The sequence below is a fragment of the Gracilibacillus orientalis genome, from assembly GCF_900114645.1.
GTDB lineage: Bacteria > Bacillota > Bacilli > Bacillales > Amphibacillaceae > Gracilibacillus > Gracilibacillus orientalis.
The window spans coordinates 161741-183752 of sequence record NZ_FOTR01000009.1; the positions used below are offsets into that span (position 1 = coordinate 161741).

General features: G+C 37.9%; 11 protein-coding genes, 2 pseudogenes and 1 riboswitch. Of the genes and pseudogenes, 8 read left to right on the top strand and 5 right to left on the bottom strand.

Annotated elements, in window-relative coordinates:
* Positions 1 to 60 precede the first annotated feature (60 nt).
* Complete coding sequence (locus tag BM121_RS16115; protein ID WP_175495465.1) at positions 61 to 627, bottom strand: nitroreductase family protein; 567 nt, start codon at positions 625 to 627, stop codon at positions 61 to 63.
* 172 nt (positions 628 to 799) lie between these two features.
* Positions 800 to 905: riboswitch (SAM riboswitch) on the top strand.
* A 73-nt stretch (positions 906 to 978) separates the two neighbouring features.
* On the opposite strand from BM121_RS16115, the gene BM121_RS16120 reads away from it, so the two are divergent.
* Together BM121_RS16120 and metE are read left to right on the top strand one after the other, a co-directional pair.
* Positions 979 to 2823 (top strand): bifunctional homocysteine S-methyltransferase/methylenetetrahydrofolate reductase, encoded by a 1845-nt coding sequence (locus BM121_RS16120; protein ID WP_091484683.1) that lies wholly within the window; start codon positions 979 to 981, stop codon positions 2821 to 2823.
* A gap of 16 nt (positions 2824 to 2839) precedes the next feature.
* Positions 2840 to 5137 carry a 5-methyltetrahydropteroyltriglutamate--homocysteine S-methyltransferase gene (gene metE / locus BM121_RS16125; protein ID WP_091484684.1) on the top strand — a complete coding sequence of 766 codons (2298 nt, stop codon included), beginning with the start codon at positions 2840 to 2842 and terminating at the stop codon, positions 5135 to 5137.
* A gap of 152 nt (positions 5138 to 5289) precedes the next feature.
* On the opposite strand, the gene BM121_RS16130 is transcribed toward metE, so the two are convergent.
* From BM121_RS16130 to BM121_RS16145, 4 genes are all read right to left on the bottom strand, one after another.
* Entirely contained in the window at positions 5290 to 6567 is a 1278-nt protein-coding gene (locus tag BM121_RS16130) for a TRAP transporter large permease (RefSeq protein WP_091484685.1), read from the bottom strand.
* Between the two features lie 4 nt (positions 6568 to 6571).
* Positions 6572 to 7072: a TRAP transporter small permease gene (locus tag BM121_RS16135; RefSeq protein WP_091484686.1), complete on the bottom strand. Its 501-nt coding sequence runs from the start codon at positions 7070 to 7072 to the stop codon at positions 6572 to 6574.
* Positions 7073 to 7126: 54 nt separating this feature from the next.
* Positions 7127 to 8143, bottom strand: coding sequence for a TRAP transporter substrate-binding protein (locus BM121_RS16140; RefSeq protein ID WP_245780829.1), 1017 nt, complete (start codon positions 8141 to 8143; stop codon positions 7127 to 7129).
* 384 nt (positions 8144 to 8527) lie between these two features.
* On the bottom strand, positions 8528 to 13207 hold the full coding sequence (locus BM121_RS16145) for a 5'-nucleotidase C-terminal domain-containing protein (protein ID WP_091484687.1): 4680 nt from the start codon (positions 13205 to 13207) through the stop codon (positions 8528 to 8530).
* Between the two features lie 334 nt (positions 13208 to 13541).
* Between BM121_RS16145 and BM121_RS16150 the strand changes: the two genes are divergently transcribed.
* From BM121_RS16150 to BM121_RS16175, 6 genes and pseudogenes are all read left to right on the top strand, one after another.
* A complete protein-coding gene (locus tag BM121_RS16150; RefSeq protein ID WP_091484688.1) occupies positions 13542 to 14705 on the top strand; it encodes a galactokinase in 1164 nt (387 codons plus the stop codon).
* Between the two features lie 498 nt (positions 14706 to 15203).
* Positions 15204 to 16196, top strand: coding sequence for a UDP-glucose 4-epimerase GalE (gene galE / locus BM121_RS16155; RefSeq protein WP_091484689.1), 993 nt, complete (start codon positions 15204 to 15206; stop codon positions 16194 to 16196).
* 2 nt (positions 16197 to 16198) lie between these two features.
* A complete protein-coding gene (gene galT, locus BM121_RS16160) occupies positions 16199 to 17692 on the top strand; it encodes a UDP-glucose--hexose-1-phosphate uridylyltransferase (RefSeq protein WP_091484690.1) in 1494 nt (497 codons plus the stop codon).
* 17 nt (positions 17693 to 17709) lie between these two features.
* Positions 17710 to 18756, top strand: a complete 1047-nt coding sequence (locus tag BM121_RS16165) for an aldose epimerase family protein (RefSeq protein ID WP_091484691.1) — start codon at positions 17710 to 17712, stop codon at positions 18754 to 18756.
* A gap of 176 nt (positions 18757 to 18932) precedes the next feature.
* Positions 18933 to 19727 (top strand): annotated as a pseudogene (locus tag BM121_RS16170) (ribonucleotide reductase N-terminal alpha domain-containing protein); the annotation flags it as partial.
* Positions 19728 to 20189: 462 nt separating this feature from the next.
* Positions 20190 to 21953: pseudogene (locus BM121_RS16175) on the top strand (vitamin B12-dependent ribonucleotide reductase); the annotation flags it as partial.
* Positions 21954 to 22012 lie beyond the last annotated feature (59 nt).

Sequence of the window (22012 nt, forward strand, 5' to 3'; positions counted from 1 at the left end):
TCTCTGCAATGTTGCCTAGCAGCAAAAAAACGCATCAGAGTCTAATACTTCCGATGCGTTTTACTCTATAACGGTAATTCTTTTGTTTGCTGATGTTCTTGGAATCGGGGCATGGTTTTTTGCCGGGTACCCTACTTGTATTTGTCCTACTACTCTTTCATCTTCTTTTAAGCCGATCAATTCTGCTGTTTCTTCACAGAAGGCCAATTTTCCTGTTTTCCAAAAAGTACTTATTCCTTTTTCCCATGCTAATAAACTAAAATTCTGAATTAAGCAACTGGAAGAAGCATAGTCCTCTTCTCTTAATTTTTCTTGTGGATTTAATTTATTTATGACAAAAAAGATATATGGTACATTCATAATTTTGTGATAGGCATTATCGCTCACTATTTTTAATTCTTCATCTGAATTACTATTAGTTTTGGAAATTGTGACTTGACGGTTAATATCTGCCAGTTTTTTTTGTGCTTCTCCTTGTATAAAAACAAAACGCCATGGTTCTGTCATTTTATGATTGGGAACCCAAATAGCTGTTTCTAATAATTCTTCTATTAAACTTTTTGAAACCTCTTTATCACGATAGGCAGCTATTGAACGACGTTCTTTAATTAGCTGTTGTAGGTTCATGGAGATGTCCTCCTTGTTATTGATAATCATTTTCAACTAAAATTTAGCATATCATATATATAGGAAGTGTCAAGTTATCCAGTATAATTCGTACCATAATTTTCAAAATGCACTTGAATTTGGTTGATTATTGATGTAGAATACTATCAAATGTTACTAACTGAATAGTTTTTTCTTATCCTGAGAGGTGGAGGGACTGGCCTTACGATACCTCAGCAACCGTCTGTAATTGACAAGGTGCTAATTCCAGCAAGCATAACGTGCTTGGAAGATGAGAGTCTTTTTCTAATTAATCTCCGTCTTTCTATAGCCGGAGATTTTTTATATTTTACAGAAAAGAGGTGAAACTTAATGTCTAATTTAATCACTAGTTTACAAAATGGGTTAATGGTCGCTGATGGAGCAATGGGGACTTTACTTTACTCCCATGGAGTGGATCGATGTTTTGAATCTTATAACACTACTCATCCCGATGAAATTCTTCATGTTCATCAAACCTATCTTGATGCCGGCGCAGAAATTATTCAAACCAACACATATGGAGCGAACTATATTAAATTGTCTCGTTTTGGTTTAGAAGATCAAGTACATCAATTGAATACCAAAGCGGTTCAGCTTGCTAAGACTGCTGCTAAAAACCGAGCATTTGTCTTAGGAACAATTGGTGGAATTAGAGGGGTTCAAAAAATAGTAACTTCCAAAAAGGAAATTCTCCGCAGCTTTAAAGAACAACTATTCTCACTATTATTAGAAGGTGTGGATGGCATATTACTGGAAACTTACTATGACTTCGAAGAAATCAAGCAAGTGTTAGAGATTGCTAGACAAGAAACAGATCTACCAATCATTGCAAATGTATCGATGCATGAACCTGGTGTGATGGAAAATGGGATCCAGCTAGCAACTGCCCTCCAAACACTAGAAGATATCGGTGCAGATGTTGTAGGAGTCAATTGCCATTTAGGGCCTCATTATATGATCAAAGCCCTGGAGTCTGTTCCGCTTCTTGAAAAGGCTTTTTTAGCGGCATATCCAAATGCCAGTCTCCCTGCTTATCAAAATGGTAAGTTGGTTTACAGCCAGCATAGCCACTACTTTGAGCGATGTGCGAAGGATTTCCGTGATCAGGGAGTTCGCCTAATAGGTGGATGCTGTGGTACAACACCTGAACACATTAGGGCACTCCAAGACGGTATTAGCGACCTAGAACCTATTAAGGAAAAAGAAATTAAGCAAGTAACATTTACCGAAAACACACATGACCAGCAACCACCACTACGAACAACACTTGCAGATAAGGCTCAAAAACGACACACCGTTATTGTGGAATTAGACGCACCAAAACATCTGGACACAGACTCCTTCATGGATGGTGTGTTTGCATTGGAGAATGCTGGGGTTGATGCCATTACATTAGCTGATAATTCCTTAGCTACTCCACGTATTAGTAATCTAGCAATGGCCGTAAAAATGAAGCAAGCAGGTTGTCACACAACACCACTTATCCATTTGACATGTCGTGACCGAAATTTAATCGGGCTTCAATCCCATTTAATGGGACTTCATACATTAGGCTTACATGAAATTCTAGCCATTACGGGAGATCCGACTCGAATAGGTGGTTTTCCGGGAGCATCATCTGTTTTTGATGTAACATCTGCTGAATTAACCAAGCTTATTAAACAGTCTAACCAAGGACTTTCTTTCTCTGGTAGTTCTTTAAAAACAAACACCCAATTTCAAGTAGCTGCTGCATTTAATCCTAATGTAGCTAATCTCGAAAAAGCAGTGAAAAGAATGGAACGGAAGATAAAACATGGTGCGGACTACTTTTTGACACAGCCGATATTCAATCATGAGCAAATTATCGAGTTACATCGACATACCAAACATATTGATAAACCCATTTTCATTGGAATAATGCCACTCACTTCCCATCGAAATGCGGAATTTCTTCATCATGAAGTACCGGGCATGAAACTGTCTGATGAAGTTCGTTCAAGAATGCAGCGTCATGATAACCGCCAAGATAGTTTACAAGAAGGTTTGCAAATCGCCAAGGAATTAATCGAGACGGCTATGAACTATTTTAATGGCATTTATATTATTACTCCGTTTATGCGCTATCCATTAACAGTAGAACTTACAAAGTATGTTCATCAGCAAGCTAAGTCAGTAACAAAAATAAAAAATTAAAAGGAGTTTTCACACAATGACAACGATTTTTAGTGCCAATTTAGGTTACCCACGTATTGGAGAAAAAAGAGAATGGAAAAAAGCAATTGAAGCATTTTGGAAAGGAGATATTGACGACAAATCACTTAAAGAACAAACAAAAAAATTACGCTTAAACAATTTGAAAAAGCAAAAAGAACACGGAATTGATTTTATTCCTGTAGGAGACTTTTCATTTTATGATCATATATTAGACACAGCCGTTTCTTTCAATATTATACCGGAACGATTTAATCATCATAATCCTAAAGACTTGTCTAGCTATTTCGCCATTGCTCGTGGTGAAACAAATGCTGTAGCAGCTGAAATGACAAAATGGTTCAATACGAATTACCACTATATAGTGCCGGAATTAAAAGGAACTACACCAAAATTAATCGAGAACCGGGCATTACACTATTATGAAGAAGCAAAAGAAGAATTAAATATTGATGGAAAGCCTGTCATTGTCGGACCCGTCACATTTGTGAAACTTGCTAAAGGCTATCAAGAAAGTGAATTGGAGAGCTGGGTTAACCGATTACTACCATTGTATGAACAAATCCTTAGCGAATTAGCAGCGGCCGGAGCCAAGTGGGTGCAGATAGATGAACCAATTTTAGGCACCAACCTTTCCGAAAAGGAACTACAACTTGTAGAACAAGTTTACCAAACGATCGATAACAAGGTATCAGGTATTCAAATCATTTTACAAACCTATTTTGAGACTGTTCAACATTATGAGCGAATTACAGCTCTACCGGTAAAAGGAATTGGCTTAGACTTTGTGCATGGGGATAATTTGGCATTAATCGAAAAGTTTGGCTTTCCTTCTGATAAAGTTTTAGGCGTTGGTATTATCAACGGACGCAATGTGTGGCGTGCTGATTTAGAGGAAAGATATCAGCTTTTACAAAATATCCAGCAAGTAGCAAATCCAGAAACATTGGTCGTACAACCTTCCTGTTCCTTATTGCATGTACCTGTGACGAAACATCTGGAGGAAAAGCTAGATCCTGTTGTAAAGGACGGCTTAAGCTTTGCCAATGAAAAATTAGAAGAATTGCAAAGTCTAACAATCGCTTTACAAGAAGGAAAACAATCTGCTGAGGATGCCTTTAAAGCCAGCGTTCAAGCCATTGCCAATTTAGATCAATCCGATTACCGCAGTCAAGCACCTGCCATTGCAAGAAAAGATGCGAAACGCGAGGTCCCTTTTGCAGAAAGAAAGAAACATCAAGAAGCAACATTAAAACTGCCATTATTACCTACTACTACAATCGGAAGCCTGCCACAAACACAGAAAGTTAAACGAACGAGAACCAAATGGCGTAAAGGTGATATTTCTGATCAAGCGTACAACGAATTTATAGAAACGGAAACGAAAAGATGGATCAACATTCAGGAAGATCTGGATTTAGATGTGCTTGTTCACGGAGAATTCGAACGAACAGATATGGTTGAATATTTTGGAGAAAAATTAAAGGGATTTGCGGTAACCGAATTTGGTTGGGTTCAATCCTATGGTTCACGTTGTGTTAAACCACCTTTATTAGTTGGAAATGTTGAGTGGGAAAAAGCCATCACCGTAAAAGAAATCGCCTATGCGCAGTCTTTAACCGATAAACCCGTCAAAGGAATGCTGACCGGAGCTGTTACGATCTTAAACTGGTCATTTGTTCATGAGGGCTTTCCTCGGTTCACAGTTCAAGATCAAATTGCCTTAGCTCTGGAAAAAGAAGTATTGGCACTTGAAGAAGCAGGAATTAACATTATACAAGTTGATGAGCCTGCATTACGTGAAGGATTACCACTGGATCGTTTAAAATGGCCTGCGTATTTTGATGCAGCTGTCAATGCTTTTCAACTTGCAACGTCAACAGTCAAACCAGAAACACAAATCCATACTCATATGTGCTACTCTGAATTCGGAGAAATTTATGAAGCTATCGATGGATTAGACGCTGATGTTATTTCCATCGAAACTTCTCGGAGTCATGGAGAAATGGTTGAAACCTTTGAAAAGAATGACTATAAGAAAGAGATCGGGCTAGGGGTCTATGACATTCACAGTCCACGTGTCCCAACTCTTCAAGAGCTTGAGGCAAACATCAAACGTGCCCTGGAAACCATTGATGTCGAACAATTCTGGATCAACCCTGACTGTGGACTTAAAACAAGAAACGAAGCCGAAACGATCGCTGCCCTAGAAAAAATGGTGGAAGCGGCTAAAAAAGCCAGAAAGGAATGGGCTAAGGAAACAAAGGAAACGTCTCGTTTCGATGTTTTAAATTAAAACGAGTAAATTTCACATATAAAGTGAGGCTAACCATCCGATTTTTGACCCTCACGGATGGTTAGCACCATAATAAAATACTCAGGATAAAAGCTATGAAAATTAACTTTTATCCTGAGTTTATTATAATAGAAGTCTTTTATTTAATTATTTCACTCCAAAAAGGACGGTAAAAATAACGAGAATTGTGGAATATACGCTACAAGCATCAATACGATTAACATCGCACTATAGAATGGCAGCATGCCTTTTGACGTTTTTTCTATTGGTATTCGCCCTATAGCAGACCCAACAAACAGAACGGAGCCTACAGGTGGAGTAACTAATCCTACAGCTAAGCATAAAATTAATACGACACCAAAATGAACCGGGTCCATTCCCACTGTAGTTGCCACAGGTAATAATATAGGGGTTGTAATAAGAATTAATGGTGCCATGTCCATTACCGTGCCTAATACAAGTAAAATGACAACAATAAAAAATATCGTTACATAATTATTAGGTGACATACTAATCAGAGCTTCTGATACCATTGTTGGCACTTTTAATAATGCTAACAACCATCCAAATGAAGAAGAGGTTGCTATTAAGAACATCACCATTGCTAACGTTTTAAATGTATTATGCAAAATATGAACAAATCGGCTGATTGGAATCTCTCTATAAACGAAAAATGTGATGATGAATGCATAGAGTGCCCCAATTGCTGCAGATTCAGTAGCAGTAAAGAATCCACTTAGAATTCCTCCCATAATTAACACTACTGTCAATAACCCAAGTATTCCCTCCCAAAAAATTCTTGGTATCTCTTTTCGATCAATCTTTTCACCTTTCGGATAATTTCTTTTTACTGCTATAACATAAGTCAGGATCATTAAGATAAGACCGAGTAACAGCCCTGGTCCTAATCCTCCCATAAACAATGCACCAACGGATACACCACCTGCAGCTGTGGAATAAATAATCATATTATGACTAGGTGGTATCAACACACCTTGAGCAGCACTTGAAATCGTAACAGAAACTGCATAATCTGAGTCATAACCGTTTTTCTTCATCATTGGAATTAAAACGGAACCTAAAGAGGAAGTATCAGCTAAAGCAGATCCTGAAATGCCACCAAAAAAGGTACTTGTAAGTACGTTGACCATTGCTAGTCCGCCGCGAATCTTACCAATTATTACGTTTGCCAAATTAATTAATCTCTTTGAAATCCCACCTTCATTCATAAGCTCTCCGGCTAAAATAAAAAATGGAATAGCTAAAAGTGAAAAAGAGTTCACGCCACTTACCATTCTTTGCAGAATAGCAGCTGGTTCTATCCCCATATATACCCCGGTTATTAAAGAGGAAATGATTAATGTTAGCGCAATGGGTACTCTAAATAACAACAATATGATAAAACTACCTAACAAGATCGCTACTTCCATAATCTTAAGCCTCACTTTTCTCGTTATTTAATTCCTGATGCAAACCTTTCTTAAACAGAAGTTCCACTCCATAAAAAATGATAAACAGTCCACCAACCGGAATACTTGCATATAAGTAACTGGATTTCAATCCTGTTCCTGGCATAGTTGAGCCACCCATTAATACAATGAAATGATATCCATAATATACCATCATGGCACCAAATCCAATGAGTAATAGTTTGGAAAGATAATCAAAGATATGTTGAACTGACTTTGGGAACATATTGACAAACAATCCTAAAGCGATATGAAGTTTTGCTTTTACACCATAGGCTATTCCCAGAAATGTTATCCAAACAAGTAAGAGCCTTGAAAGTTCTTCTGACCAAGATGGCGTATAACTAAAAAACTGCCTTGAGAAAACTTGTACTATAATGACAACAACCATTGTTGCAAGCATAGTTAGCGCAGTAAACAAGAAAATTCTATCTATCAATGACTTGATGCTCTTCATAATATTCATAATAGATCCTCCTAGAAAATGAAGGAGAGAACTCCTCTCCTTCTAATTTCTTCTCTATTCCGATAACTTATCGATCCAATCACCATATTGATCAGCATATTCATCATAAACAGGTTGAACAGCTTCTCGCCATTCTGACAAATCATCTACCTCTGTTAATTCAGCGCCACCTTCTATTACTGCTTCTTTAGCTTCTTCAGTTAATTCTGCCCATGCCTCACGTTGTACCTCGACTGATTCTAAGGCTGCTTCTCTAAATGCAGTTTGATCTTCTTCACTTAAAGTATCCCATACTTGTTGAGATGCGATGAGTACTTCTGGTGTTCCTGAATAACCATTCACAGTATAATAGGGAGCTACTTCATAGTGATTAGTAGTATAGTAACTTGGAAAGTTATTCTCAGCACCGTCGATAACCCCTGTTTGTAATCCAGAGTATACTTCCTCATATGCCATTGGACTAGCTGATGCGCCTAATGCTTCCACCACTGAAATGGCTACATCAGATTGTTGCACACGAATTTTTAAACCTTCTAAGTCTTCTGGTGTTTTCACAGGATGATCCGAGTTATAGAAAGCCCTTTCACCTGAATCATAAAAAGATAGGCCAACTAAGCTGGTACCCTCAAATGTTTGTAAAAGTTCTTGGCCAACTTCCCCATTTAGCTTTTGCCATTTTTCCTCTTCACTTTTAAATAGATAAGGCATAGACAGCACCCCTATTTGATCATTGAATTGCGTAAGGGGAGTCGCATTTACACGCGCAAGATCAATAGAACCTAATTGTACTTGTTCAATTGAACTAACTTCATCCCCAAGCTGTCCACCTGCATAAACATCAATTTTATAACGTCCATCTGTCTTTTCTTCTACTAATCTAGCAAATTCTTTATCACCTATTGTAGTTGGATAATCTTCCGGTTGATTTTCCGCTAATCTTAAAGTCGTTGTCCCTTGATCTTCCTCACCTGAACTGTCAGTACTTGTGTTTGATGAGTCATCACTACACGCTGCTAATAAAATGATAACGCTTAACATTGTTAAAAATAAAGATAATAATTTCTTGTTCACAAAAATCCCCTCTTTTCAAAGTTTTGATTAATTTTTCTAGCTGTTAGTTTGTTTGGTTAACAAATTATAATGTGAGGTTATTATATATGATACCGCTTTCTTTTTCAAGACCTAAATTAAGTAGTAAATTTACCTTATACCCCCTGCTATAACAAGAATACATGCGAAATATATATTAGTTTGTTTGGCATACAAAATATTAACAGAAATAACTTAAAACCATTTTAAGTCGTAGTCTATAGTTTTCTGTGAACCAAAAGCCTCTCTTTCATATATATGAAAGAAAGGCTTCAGTCCTTAAGATATTCCAATTTTGATTAATTGTTGATCGTGTATTTTCACGATGCTAATCGTCCGTAAAACCCCACCGATGGAAGTCTCACTTTATTTAACTATTTTTCTTCTTTGAATCATTATTCCAAAGCCGATTATCAATACTACCAACCCGATCAGTAAGTAATTAAAGCTGGATGTAGCAGTATTTGGCAGTTCATTGTTTGATGATGTCTCAGAACCTTTTCCGTTCTCTTGCCCTTCCTCATCTTTGTTTTTGTCACTGTTGTTTGTTCCGTCTCCGCCTTCATCAGCATTTTCCTCTTCATCACTAGAGTTTCCATCACTGTTGTCGGTGTCAGTTTCTTTTGAATTACCGTCATCGTTATTTGGTTCACCGTCTTCATTGTTTCCATCGGTATTATCTGAATCTTCATCGCTACCTGGATCATCTCCAGGGTTACTGTCATCATTAGCTGGTTCAGCTTCCAATACCGTAAAAGTGGAAAAGTGATTAGTTGTTACCGTTACAATACCATCTTGATACTCACCGCCAACTTCTTCCCATTTACCAGTTTCTTCATTTAAATAGAACACCTTTAGAAGATCAGGATTTTCAATATTTTCATCATGGATGTTAAAGGCTAATCGTACACCCTCTGTTTCAGAAAAATCACTTACTACATTTTCACCTTCCATAATAGTGAAATCATAAACAGCACTTTTTGCACCTTCTACATCTGAAAGTTTTTCAATAATGATAGTTGTATCTTGTTCATCGTTAAAGACTGCTGCTGGAAAATCTAGATTAACATCATTTTTTTTTACAGATAGTGCTGCATTCTTATTCTTCAGTTTTGCTAATTGTGAACAGGTCAATGAAATTTCTAATGGTTGGCTTTCATCAATATTTTCTACTTTAGTAAAGTCAATCATAACCTTACCGTTTGCAGCCGCCTGATCAAAAATGACATCTTTTACTTTTGCCTTATTCCCTACAACTTCTGGTAATGTTACTTTCGGTACAGCAGAGATACGACCTTCTGAACCGTATACCAATGGGTTATCTTCTGTAGTTTCTAATGAACTAATATAGTTCTCAAGTGCTTCCACATCAACTGGTCCTTCTTCTTGCTCAGAATCAATCGATGCAAATACGCCACTGGAAGCTAAATAGTTATTCGTTGTTAACGTATAGGTATCTTTCTTTTTAACTTTCTTACCATTTGGAAGTGTTATCGATATCACCTTTTGTGCCGCTTTATTATAGCGATAATGGAATCCAGCTACACTATAATCTGAGCCGTTTTGAGAAAGCTGAGCATTTAAAATCTCTTCTAATTCAGCTCCTGTCACTTCCATCTTCACCAAAGTGTTACCATGGGTCAGTATCTGCTCTAATGATGATGTAGTAATCTCTCCTGCTAACAATGATGAACCGATTCCGCCACCATTGGTTACAGCAAAATCACTGTCCATTTCAAATTTCATACTGTCAGTAATTAAATTACCTAAGCCATGATCTATACCATTTGTATAATCTCCTACTAAATCTTGTGCATTATAACCGACCATATAACTTTCATCGTCTATGTCCGGTATTTCATCTGTTTGTGCGATACGTCCTTCAGGTCCAATTTCTAATGGGTTATCTTCCGTTGTATCTAGATACTTCATGTAGTCTACTGCAGCATCGACATCAACTGGACCCATTACTGGATTCTTACCAAGATTGCTAATTGGGCCATCCTGTGTACCAATATAATTGTTCGTTGCTAATACATACGTTTCTTCGGGATCAATCGGAGTTCCATCAGGTAAAGTAATATCTACTACATGCTGATAATCGTGATTATAGGTGTAATGTAACCCAGACACACTATAATCTGAACCGTATCCTGATAAATTGTCATTTAAAATAGGAATTAAATCTTTCCCTTTGATTTCCACTGACATTACGCTATTAGCAAAAGGTAAAATATTAAATATTTCCCCCCATGTAATTGGACCAGTGGTTAAAGAATCGCGAATACCACCACCATTGTGCATCGCAAAATCAGCATCCATGACCCACTTCATACCATCCGTAATTAAATTACCTAAACCATGATCGCCATCATTGGTATATTGGCCTGTTAATTCTTGTGCATTATAACCGATCTCTTCATTAACAATTGATTCGATTTCTGACTCATACTTGTTAAGAATACTTTCAACTGCTGGTTCTGCTTCGTAATCATCTTGCTTTACAAACACAACTTCTGATTCTGCATCAATAATATCATTTGTCTCACGGTCAATTTGAATATCCACATCTGCAAAAGCTTTTCCATATTCAGATGCTTGAATAATCAACTTATTATCCACCACCGTATCCACTACCTGGTGGTTATGTGCTGCAAAAATAATATCTACCGCATCATCTACATTATTAGCCATATCTGCTGCCGCTCCTGTAGCAGATGATTCAGATTCTGTTGCCGGCATATGCGCCAGAACAATAATTGCTTCAACACCTTGCGCCTGTAATTCTTCGGTAGCATCATTAACCGCTTCTGTTTCATCAGTAAATGCCACATTTTCAAGAGAAGATGGCATAACCATGTTCATTGTTTCTTGTGTGTTGACACCGATAAAACCAATCTCTACACCATCGACTTCTTGAATAGCATATGGCGGTAAATAGGTTTCACCTGTATCTTCCTGAATACAGTTGGCACAAAGAACGTCAAAGTTCATTCCTTCGTATCCCTCTGTACCAAGTCCTTCCGGATGATCGCCGCCATCAACCATACGTTTTAATTCGGCTAAACCTTCATCAAATTCATGGTTTCCTACTGTTCCTACATCAAAGCCCATTTCATTCATTATTTCAACGGTCGGCTCATCCTGAAGTAATCCGGAAATTGGTGAACTTCCACCAATCATATCACCAGCATGAACAAGTAATGTGTTCTCATTTTCTTGTTCACGTTCTTTAATAGCTTGCGCTGTATAATCCATACGGCCATAAACAGCTTCTTCACCATCTACATCCAATGAATATTCCTGATCAATCTTACCATGTAAGTCATTCATGCTTAATATTTGTACTTCTAGCAGCTCATCAGATGGTTCTTCCGCCTCTACTGCTGCTGTGTAACCTTGTGTCTCTGCTTCTTCCACACTTGCAAAGAAGATACGTTTTTCCACAGGAACTTCTTCGTATGCCGTTGGTTCTACATACTCTTTTGTATCTGAATTACCTACATAACGGTGGAAATCGCCACCTTCTGTAATCGCACGGTATGCAAAGGGTAACTCGGTCAACGGGTTGGCTGGATTCCAAATACCTAATTCATTATCAATCGCTTCTTTGACAGTATCTTGATACGTTTGATATGTCGTTTCATCACCAATAGGCCAGATAAAGTAGGTACTCGCGTAACCTTCTTCAACCATTTGCATATTGGTATTAATACCATCTTCATTAATAACTTCTGCTAGTAATCTACCATATTGATCAGTTGGTTCTTCACCAATTTTCAATGTTACTTCTGAACCTTCTGGTAACAATTCTTTCAAACGGTCTGTTGCATATTGGCCATGTTCTTTTTGATTCGCCTCATCTGCACCATTTGCTCCAGATACACTTGTTTCAGGTGTGTCGATGTTAAGAAAACGTACTCGATCCGCCCCTAAAACTGGTGTCGTTAATCGAATCGTGTCTCCATCAGAAACATATTCAACAGTTGAAGTATATTCGCCACCCGCATCTGGTGCCTCTGGCTGCTCTTCTGCTAATGATAGATCACTAGCTTTTCGCGGCAAAATTTGATAGCTATTGTATTGACTTAAAACAGCTGTAATATCATACCAATTTCCTTCTTCTAATGTCGTGACATCTAATGTTCCTTCCATTACTCTTAATGTCGTACTATTAAAATCACTGTCTAGTAAAGAAATGTTATAGCCGCCACCAGCAGGATCAGACGGAATGCTTTGAATGTATCCTGAAACAGAAACTAGTTGGCCTTCTAACGGCTCAGCTGCTGCTTCATCATTTAAGTCTGCTAGCGTGATAGCTGTTGGGAATGGTAATGCTTCACCACTTGCTAGAACTTCCATATCATTTGGTATAATCTCTATTAATCCATTATAAACATCTATTTCACCTGTTACTTTGACACGATCCCCTTCATTAAGTGTCGGGAAAGCAGTTTCATCAAAAGCAAAAAGGTTAATACCTGCTGTTTCATCTTGTATATAAGTGGATAATTGGTCACTATTTGGATCTGATAGATTACTAGACGTTACCACTCCTTCAATGGTTACGACACTGCCTGTTGTTTGCTGGCGAGCATCTTCTATCGCCAGTTCACTCGGATCTTCATCCTCTATTACGTCACCATCCACAAACTCAATACTTGTTACAGATTCAATGGATTCCTGATTAGAGTAGACATCCCTTGTTCCTGTTACGATAATTTTTTGTCCTAATGCTGCTTCATTTAACTCTGGACTAAATTGATCTCGTTGATCTGTTTCTAACTTTACAATCAGAGACGTTGCATCCTGATTATTTTCTTCCGCTACTTTAATTGCATACTGACTATTAAAAGGGGCAACGATATACCCTTCCATTATTACTTCTGTATCATGACTTTCTGACAAAGCCTCCGTTACAGAAAGTGCCTCTGTCTCTTGTGCATTCACTTCTACTAATGGTACAAATGCACTGGATAGCTGAGTAAAAACAAGTAAAAATGCTAAGAACAAACTCGTTATTTTTATTCTTGAATGCTCATTCATCAATTTTCCTCCTCTATTAGATTATGTATCTCACCTACTTAATTCTAACAATTGAAAATATGAATTAATTAAACTCACGGTAAAGTCTGTGTTAACTTTTGTAAATTCATGAATAAAGCGAGACCTTAACGGGAATATCTTCGTCTCTTATTGATTTTTAGTATGAGTTTTTGCTATATACTTCCTTGATTCTTCGAAGTTTTGAAATGGTGTTATTCACCGAGATAAATTATTTACATTGTTATTCTTGTATCTCTGACTAAAATCACGTACAATATAGTTAATAAATTAATTTAATTAAGTCGACAAAATATTTCAAAGGGTGATAAATAAAATGAATTTAGTCGAAAAGTTCCAGGATATTTTCCAAACAAATGAACAACCCAGAACATTTTTTGCACCAGGCAGAATTAACTTGATAGGTGAACACACAGATTATAATGGCGGGCATGTCTTCCCTGCTGCTATTTCCTTCGGTACGTATGCATTAGCAATACCGAGACAAGATAAAACGTTACGTCTCTATTCAGATAACTTCCCTGATAAGGGGATAAAGGAAGTGTCACTTGATGACCTTGCTTACAAAAAAGAAGACGATTGGACGAATTTCCCCAAAGGAATGATTCTTTACTTTCAGGAAGAAGGATTTAACATTGATACAGGGTTTGATGTATTATTTTATGGAAATATTCCAAACGGTGCTGGTCTTTCCTCTTCCGCTTCGATTGAACTTGTAACCGGTGTATTATTAGAAAATATTTATCGGCTGGATATAGACCGTATTCGCATGGTCCAAATCGGGCAAAAAGTAGAAAACGATTATATCGGTGTCAACAGTGGTATTATGGATCAATTTGCAATTGGTATGGGAAAAGAAGATCACGCCATGTTATTAGACTGTGATACATTACATTATGAATATGCACCAATAAAATTGGAAAATCATGATATCATTATTATCAACACGAACAAAAGACGAGAATTGGCGGATTCAAAATATAATGAACGTCGCAATCAATGTGAAGCGGCACTAGCCGACTTGCAAAAAGAGCTTCATATTAGCAACCTTGGCGAGTTAACACCGAAGCAATTCGAGGAAAATCGTTCATTGATTAGAGATGAATCGAATCAAAAACGTGCCAAACATGCCGTATACGAAAATGCCAGAACCATCGATGCATTGAAAAAATTAAAAGCTGGTGAGCTAAAAACATTTGGTGAGTTAGTGAATCAATCCCATATTTCATTACGGGATGACTATGAAGTTACAGGTATAGAACTCGATACTATTGCAGAAACAGCCTGGCAACAAAAAGGAGTCCTTGGTGCCCGCATGACAGGTGCTGGATTTGGTGGATGTGCGATAGCTATCGTAGAAAAATCTGAAGTAGAACCTGTAAAAGCAGCAATTGACAAAGCCTATCAGGAAAAAGTAGGCTATGCGCCAACCTTTTATGTAGCAGCCATCGGAGACGGAGCCAAGGAAATTACACTTTAGGCTTAACCCACCCTTCTTACTGGTAGATACAAACTGCGAACTAAGTATAGCTTCCTCCCATTCTGATTAATGATGAGTGTTTGGAAATGCTCCGGCAGAATACTGCGCTTAATTTAGTGTTGTGATTATTGAAAGAACAGAACCCATGGATATGTATTCTTTTTATTTCCTGTCACTTTATCAGAACACTATTCTGAACTGCGGAAAAATGCGACACTCCTGAAGGAACTTAAGCGATGAAGATACACTTGTAAAGTGCTTTTTCTTTACCAAGTTAGCTCAAAGCCTGAGCCCCGGCATAGAAAACACTAAGAAAGCGATTTTTGTTTGAGTAGATGTTGCACTTGTACCCTTGGGTGAAAGGGGGTATTTTTCCGCAGTGACGATCAAGCACTCATCAATAAAAGAATGGATGAAAGCAAGTCTAAAAAGTATAATTTCATAGTTTATGTTTTTGGTGAATGGTTACTATTTTAAAATTAGAAAGGATGATGACAAATGCGTGTGTTAGTTTTAGGTGGAGCAGGATATATTGGTTCGCACGCCGTATATCAATTAATTGATCAAGGGTATGAGGTAGTGGTGATTGATAACTTGTTAACAGGCCACAGTGGAGCGGTTCATCCTGACGCTACTTTTTATAATGGTGATATTCGTGATATTGAATTCTTGCGTGAAGTATTTACACACGAAAAAATCGATGGAGCACTCCATTTTTCAGCGAACTCTTTAGTAGGAGAATCTATGGAGGATCCACTAAAATATTTCGATAACAATGTTTACGGTACCCAGGTATTACTACAGGCAATGACAGAATTCGATATCAAACATATTGTCTTCTCTTCCACCGCCGCAACATACGGGGAACCTGAGCAAGTTCCAATTACAGAAACAATGGTAACAAACCCTACAAATACGTATGGAGAAACAAAATTAACGATGGAAAAAATGATGAAATGGACCCAAGCAGCACACGATATCCGTTTTGTATCACTTCGTTACTTTAATGTTGCCGGCGCTCGCAGTACAGGAGAAATTGGTGAAGACCACCGCCCTGAAACACACTTGATCCCCATTGTCTTACAAGTAGCATTAGACCAAAGAGATCACATTTCTATCTTCGGTGAGGACTACGATACACCGGATGGTACATGTATTCGCGACTACATTCATGTCGAAGATTTAATAGATGCTCACATATTGGCACTTAAATATTTAAAAGAAGGTGGAGATAGTAATGTCTTTAACCTTGGAAGCAGTCAAGGCTTCTCTGTAAAAGAGATCATTGATGCATCACGAAAAGTAACAGATCATCCGATTCCGGCAGAAGTTGCACCGAGAAGAGCTGGCGATCCTAGTACGTTAATTGCCGCATCAGATAAAGCCAAACGTATTCTTGGCTGGAACCCAACAAGAACAGATATTGATCGCATCATAACCGACGCGTGGAATTGGCATCAAGCGAACCCAACAGGCTACAAGGAGGATTAATCATGTCCAACATCTCAAGCTTAGTTAACGCATTAGTCAATAAAGCCATTGAGAAAGATTTGATCCAAACTAGAGACCGAATTTATACACGGAACCAGGTGTTAGGACTTCTCAATGAAGCAAACTATCAGGAAGACGCTGAACTGCTTAACCTAGATATTCCGGATATGCTAGAAGAATTAGCGGACCAAGCCGTAAAAAAAGGGTTAATCGAAGGCTTATTGGATGAACGAGAACAATTAACAGCCAAAATAATGGATGTTTTTATGTCAAAGCCTTCGGAAGTAAACCAAATTTTTTATCTAAAATACCAAGAGTCACCAGAAAAAGCGACGGACTATTTCTATCAATTGAGTAAAGATAGCAATTATATTCAAACCAAACGAATTGCTCATAATATTCATTTCAAATCATCATCAGACTATGGAGATTTAGATATTACAATAAACCTGTCAAAACCTGAAAAGGATCCGGAACAAATTAAGCGCGAAAAAGAAATGAAAAAGGATGTCGCATATCCGAAGTGTTTATTATGTGCAGAAAATGAAGGCTATGTAGGACGTATCGGTCATCCTGCTCGCTCCAATCACCGGATCATTGAGGTTCCATTAGAAGGAGAAGATTGGTTTTTACAATATTCTCCGTATGTCTATTACAATGAGCATAGTATTCTGTTCGCAAAAGAACACCGCCCAATGAAAATTAACCGGGATTTATTTTCTCGCCTCACGGCATTTGTAGAAAAGTTCCCGCATTATTTCATTGGTTCAAATGCTGATTTACCGATTGTCGGAGGAAGTATTTTATCACACGACCATTATCAGGGCGGTCATTACACATTTGCCATGACAAATGCTGAAGAAGAATTCAGCTTTACACTGAATGCTTTTTCAGATGTTGAAGCAGTTGTGGTCAAATGGCCTTTATCGGTCATTCGCCTCCGTCATGCTGATCGTAACAAACTGGTAGATGCTTCTGATTACATTTTACAAAAATGGCGAGAATACAGTGATCCTGATGCAGATATCCTTGCATATACAGATGACACGCCACATAATACCATCACACCAATCGCTCGCAGACGGGGGGAATTATTCGAAATCGACCTTGTATTACGTAACAATCGTACGACAGAAGAACATCCAATGGGTCTCTTCCATCCACACGAGGATGTACACCATATCAAGAAAGAAAACATTGGGCTAATCGAAGTAATGGGGCTTGCAGTACTTCCTCCCCGCTTAAAAGATGAACTGGAATCAATCAAAAATCATCTTCTTAATGAACAGGTAACGGTTGCAGATTATCATCAGGATTGGGTACAATCTATTAAAGATAAACATTCCAATATTACACAAGACAACGTAAACAAAATAGTAGAAGATGCATTAGGACAAAAATTCGCTCGTGTCTTGGAAGATGCTGGTGTCTATAAAACAGATCAGATCGGAAGAGATGCATTAAAACGATTTTTGTCACACTTAAATGTAGGATAAGTAGGAGGATACGGGTTATGGAAGTAAAAACAGATGTAGTCAAAGTGAAAGACCAGCAATGGAAAGAGTTTACTTTACTCAATGATAATGGCATGGCTATTTCCATTCTTGATTTTGGTGGTATCATTACAAAGATTCTTGCACCAGATCGTGATGGAAAGCTGGAAAATGTCGTCGTTGGGTTTAAAAACTATGAAAGTTATCTTGAAAATCCAGGCTTTTTCGGTGCCTTGGTCGGCCGTGTGGCTGGGCGAATTGAAAATGCACAGTTTGAAGTCGATGACAAGACCTATACATTGCCAAAAAATGAAGGAACACACCATTTACACGGTGGTTCACCAGGTTTTCATAATTCGATCTGGAAGGTTGTTCCTTTTGAAAATAATGAGGAAGCAGGATTAACATTGACATTACAAAGTGAAGATGGTGAGAATGGTTATCCTGGAAAACTAAACATGACTGTAACGTACACCTTGAATAATGATAATGCTTTTACCATTACCTATGAGGGGATGTCCGATCAAAAAACCGTTTTAACAAGTACCAACCATTCTTATTTTAACCTTAGCGGTAATTTGCAATCAGATATTACAGATCATGAAATTACTTTAGACAGCAGTAAATTCGTTGAATTGGATGAAGAGTTAATTCCAACTGGCAACATTCTAGATGTAAATGATACAGTTTATGATTTCCGTAATGGCCGTTTGATGAAGGATGGTATTACATCCGACTTTAAGCAAAATCTTGTGGCGAATCATGGCTATGATCATTATTTTATCTTTGACCACTCCAAACAGGAAAGTGCTGTTGTTCGAGAGAAAGAAAGCGGTCGCCGGTTAACGGTCATTACCGACCAACCTGGTGTTGTTATGTATACATCTAATAATCTGCCTGAAGGATTAACATTACGTGAACGTGAATCGGTAAGATATTTGGGCCTATGTCTTGAAACACAAGGTTCACCTGCATCAATACATCATGAAGGGTTTCCATCCATCTGGTTAGATAAGGATGAAAAATATTTTGCCAAAACTACTTTCATTTTTGATATAATAGAATAAGGAAAAAGACACTCTTTTACCTAGAGAGTGTCTTTTTTACGCCTTTTTCAATATATAGTAATGTGAATTGTTAAAAAACACTATATATTGAGAAAACGTATCGATTCTGATACGATATAATAGATTTAATTTAGTTATCATTTTTCACATATATAGATAAAGGAGGCTATCACCCAATGCAATCAACGAAAGACCAGTCATTGGCAATCAATGTGGAACAGCTGAACGAGGATATTAAAACATTTCCACAAGTTCACCCGATTACACCTGACATGCATACAACACATAAGGGTGTATCACGACTTGTTATGCTGGACCGATATGCATTCAAAGATACAGAAAAAAAGACTTTAAAAATAGGAGACTTTGTCGTCTTAACTATTAAAGAAGACCCTAAATTCCCTGCAAGAGGTACTGGTACTATTTTAGAAATTAATGAAACAAACCGCAAAGCCCGTATTCAAATAGATAAAGATTATGTTCATGTGTTAGAAAAAGATGCAGAGCGTGAAACTGGTGTGATTGAACGTTCTTTAAGCATTATAGATAAACCGTTAGAAGTCTATTACGAACAAATTGCAAAACGTAATGCAACAGGTCTTGCAGAAGTAGAAACAACCAAAGAAAAACAAGATCAATCATTCGAACATTTCTATCAGGAACTGTCTAGCTTAAACTTTGTTCCAGCAGGACGTGTCCTATACGGAGCAGGATCGCATACAGATGTAACGTATTTCAATTGCTATGTAATGCCTTTTGTAAGAGATTCCCGAGAAGGTATCAGTGATCATCGTAAGCAAGTAATGGAGATCATGTCTCGTGGTGGCGGTGTTGGTACCAACGGATCAACACTTCGTCCTCGAAATGCGTTAGCTAGAGGTGTAAATGGTAAATCATCCGGCTCTGTCTCTTGGCTGGACGATATCGCCAAATTGACACACCTTGTTGAGCAAGGCGGATCAAGACGTGGTAAATTTGAGTGCCTCGTCTATAAAAAAACCTCGTGAATTGCTGGGAACTCTTTAAGTTATAAATGGTAATTGAGACCTTAACTTATAACAAGGGAGATTATCATGAAAATGTATGATGCTAAAAATAATCAGAGTTGTAAACTGTGTGAATATAAAATATCTCATAATAAACAACTTTGATTATGTGAAAAGCATTATACAAAACTTGTTGGCTACAACGTAACCGGAAACGGTAAACGTGAATGCTCAAAAATAACAAGTCAAAAAAGACAATCAGCAGCCAAGCTCCTGTAAAATGGAGAAGGTTCAACGACCATCGAAACCACACGTTTTTCGTGGAAGGGAGTAGAGTAGGAAGTAAGTACTTCCGAAGCGCGAGGGTATCTAAAGATACAAGATATGGTCTGAACTCTAAGGTGACTTAGAGAGTTGATGTAACGAATCAACGCAACATTTTATATGGCTCAAATGATTATGTTAAACGATTGGCACCCTGATGTGATTGAATTTATCATCTCGAAGATGCAAAATCCAAGAATATTACGTTATTTAATTGAAAATACCGAAGACGAAATCATTCAGCAATTGGCAAGTGATAAATTAAATTTCACACCACTTTCTGCTGAAGAGGTACAACTATACCAAGGTATTGTCAATTTTAAAAACATGCCAGGTCAAGGTGGATTCTCCGATGCCAATATTGAAAAAGCAGAAGCAGAATTACACAATGGTGGATCCTATTCTGTTCACAACCGTGACTTTTTAACAGGTGCGAATATTTCTGTTTGTATTACCGATGAATTTATGGAGGCTGTTGAGCAAGACCTTGAATACGACTTACGCTTCCCTGATGTAGAAAATTATACGGCAGAAGAAATGGAATACTATAACAAGCATTGGCATGAAGTCGGCGATGTTAGAGAGTGGGAAAAATTAGGGTTTGGTGTGAAAGTTTATAAGCGCATCAAAGCAAAAGAATTATGGGACTTAATTAATGTTTGTGCCACTTACTCTGCTGAACCTGGTATTTTCTTTATTGATAATGCCAATAAGCAAACAAACGCAACTGCGTATGGACAAAAAGTAGTAGCAACAAATCCATGTGGGGAACAACCACTCGCTCCGTTTTCTGTCTGCAATTTAGCTGCCGTTAACTTAGCGAATGTAGCGGACAAAGAAAAGAAAGCACCAGACTTTGATAAATTAAAACAAACGGTTGAAATCGGCGTGCGCATGCAAGATAACGTTATTGATTCAACACCTTACTTCCTTGAAGAAAATCGTGTACAAGCACTAGGCGAGCGTCGTGTCGGTTTAGGTGTCATGGGGCTTCATGACTTACTGATTTATTGTGAATCAGAGTATGGCTCAAAAGAAGGTGATGAATTAGTAGATAAGGTATTCGAAACAATTGCGACAACCGCTTATCGTACTTCCATTGAATTAGCAAAAGAAAAAGGTAGCTTCCCATTCTTAGTTGGTGAGACAGAAGAGGAAACACGAAGCTTACGTGAAAACTTTATCTCTACTGGTTATATGCAAGGTATGCCAGAAGATATTCGAGAAGGGGTTTTAAAGTACGGTATTCGTAACTCACACTTATTAACCGTTGCGCCAACAGGTTCAACTGGTACCATGGTTGGTGTTTCTACCGGACTTGAACCTTACTTCTCTTTCACCTACTATCGAAGCGGAAGATTAGGTAAATTTATCGAAGTAAAAGCAGATATTGTTCGAGAATATTTAGACAACAATCCAGAACAAGATCCAGATCATTTACCTAAATGGTTTGTAACAGCTATGAGTTTACCACCAGAGGCACACGCAGATACACAATGCGTGATTCAGCGCTGGGTAGACAGCTCTATTTCCAAGACTGTAAATGCACCAAAAGGATATAAAGTCGAACAAGTGGAGCAAGTTTATCGTCGCTTATACCGCGGTGGTGCAAAAGGTGGTACGGTTTATGTGGATGGAAGCCGTGATTCCCAAGTCTTAACACTAAAAGCAGAGGAAAATACCTTTTCAGAACAAACAGAACTATTTGAAGATGAAGAAAAGAAAGTAGTTATCGTGGATACAGTAAACGAATTAGATAAAACAGACATGTCGATCGGCTCTGAAGTTGGCGAAACATGCCCTGTCTGCCGTAAAGGTAGCGTCGAAGATATTGGTGGATGTAATACTTGTACTAATTGTGGTGCACAGCTTAAATGTGGCTTGTAAAAGTGAAATAAATGAACCCGCTTCGAGATCATTAGATCTAGAAGCGGGTTTTTGTGTAA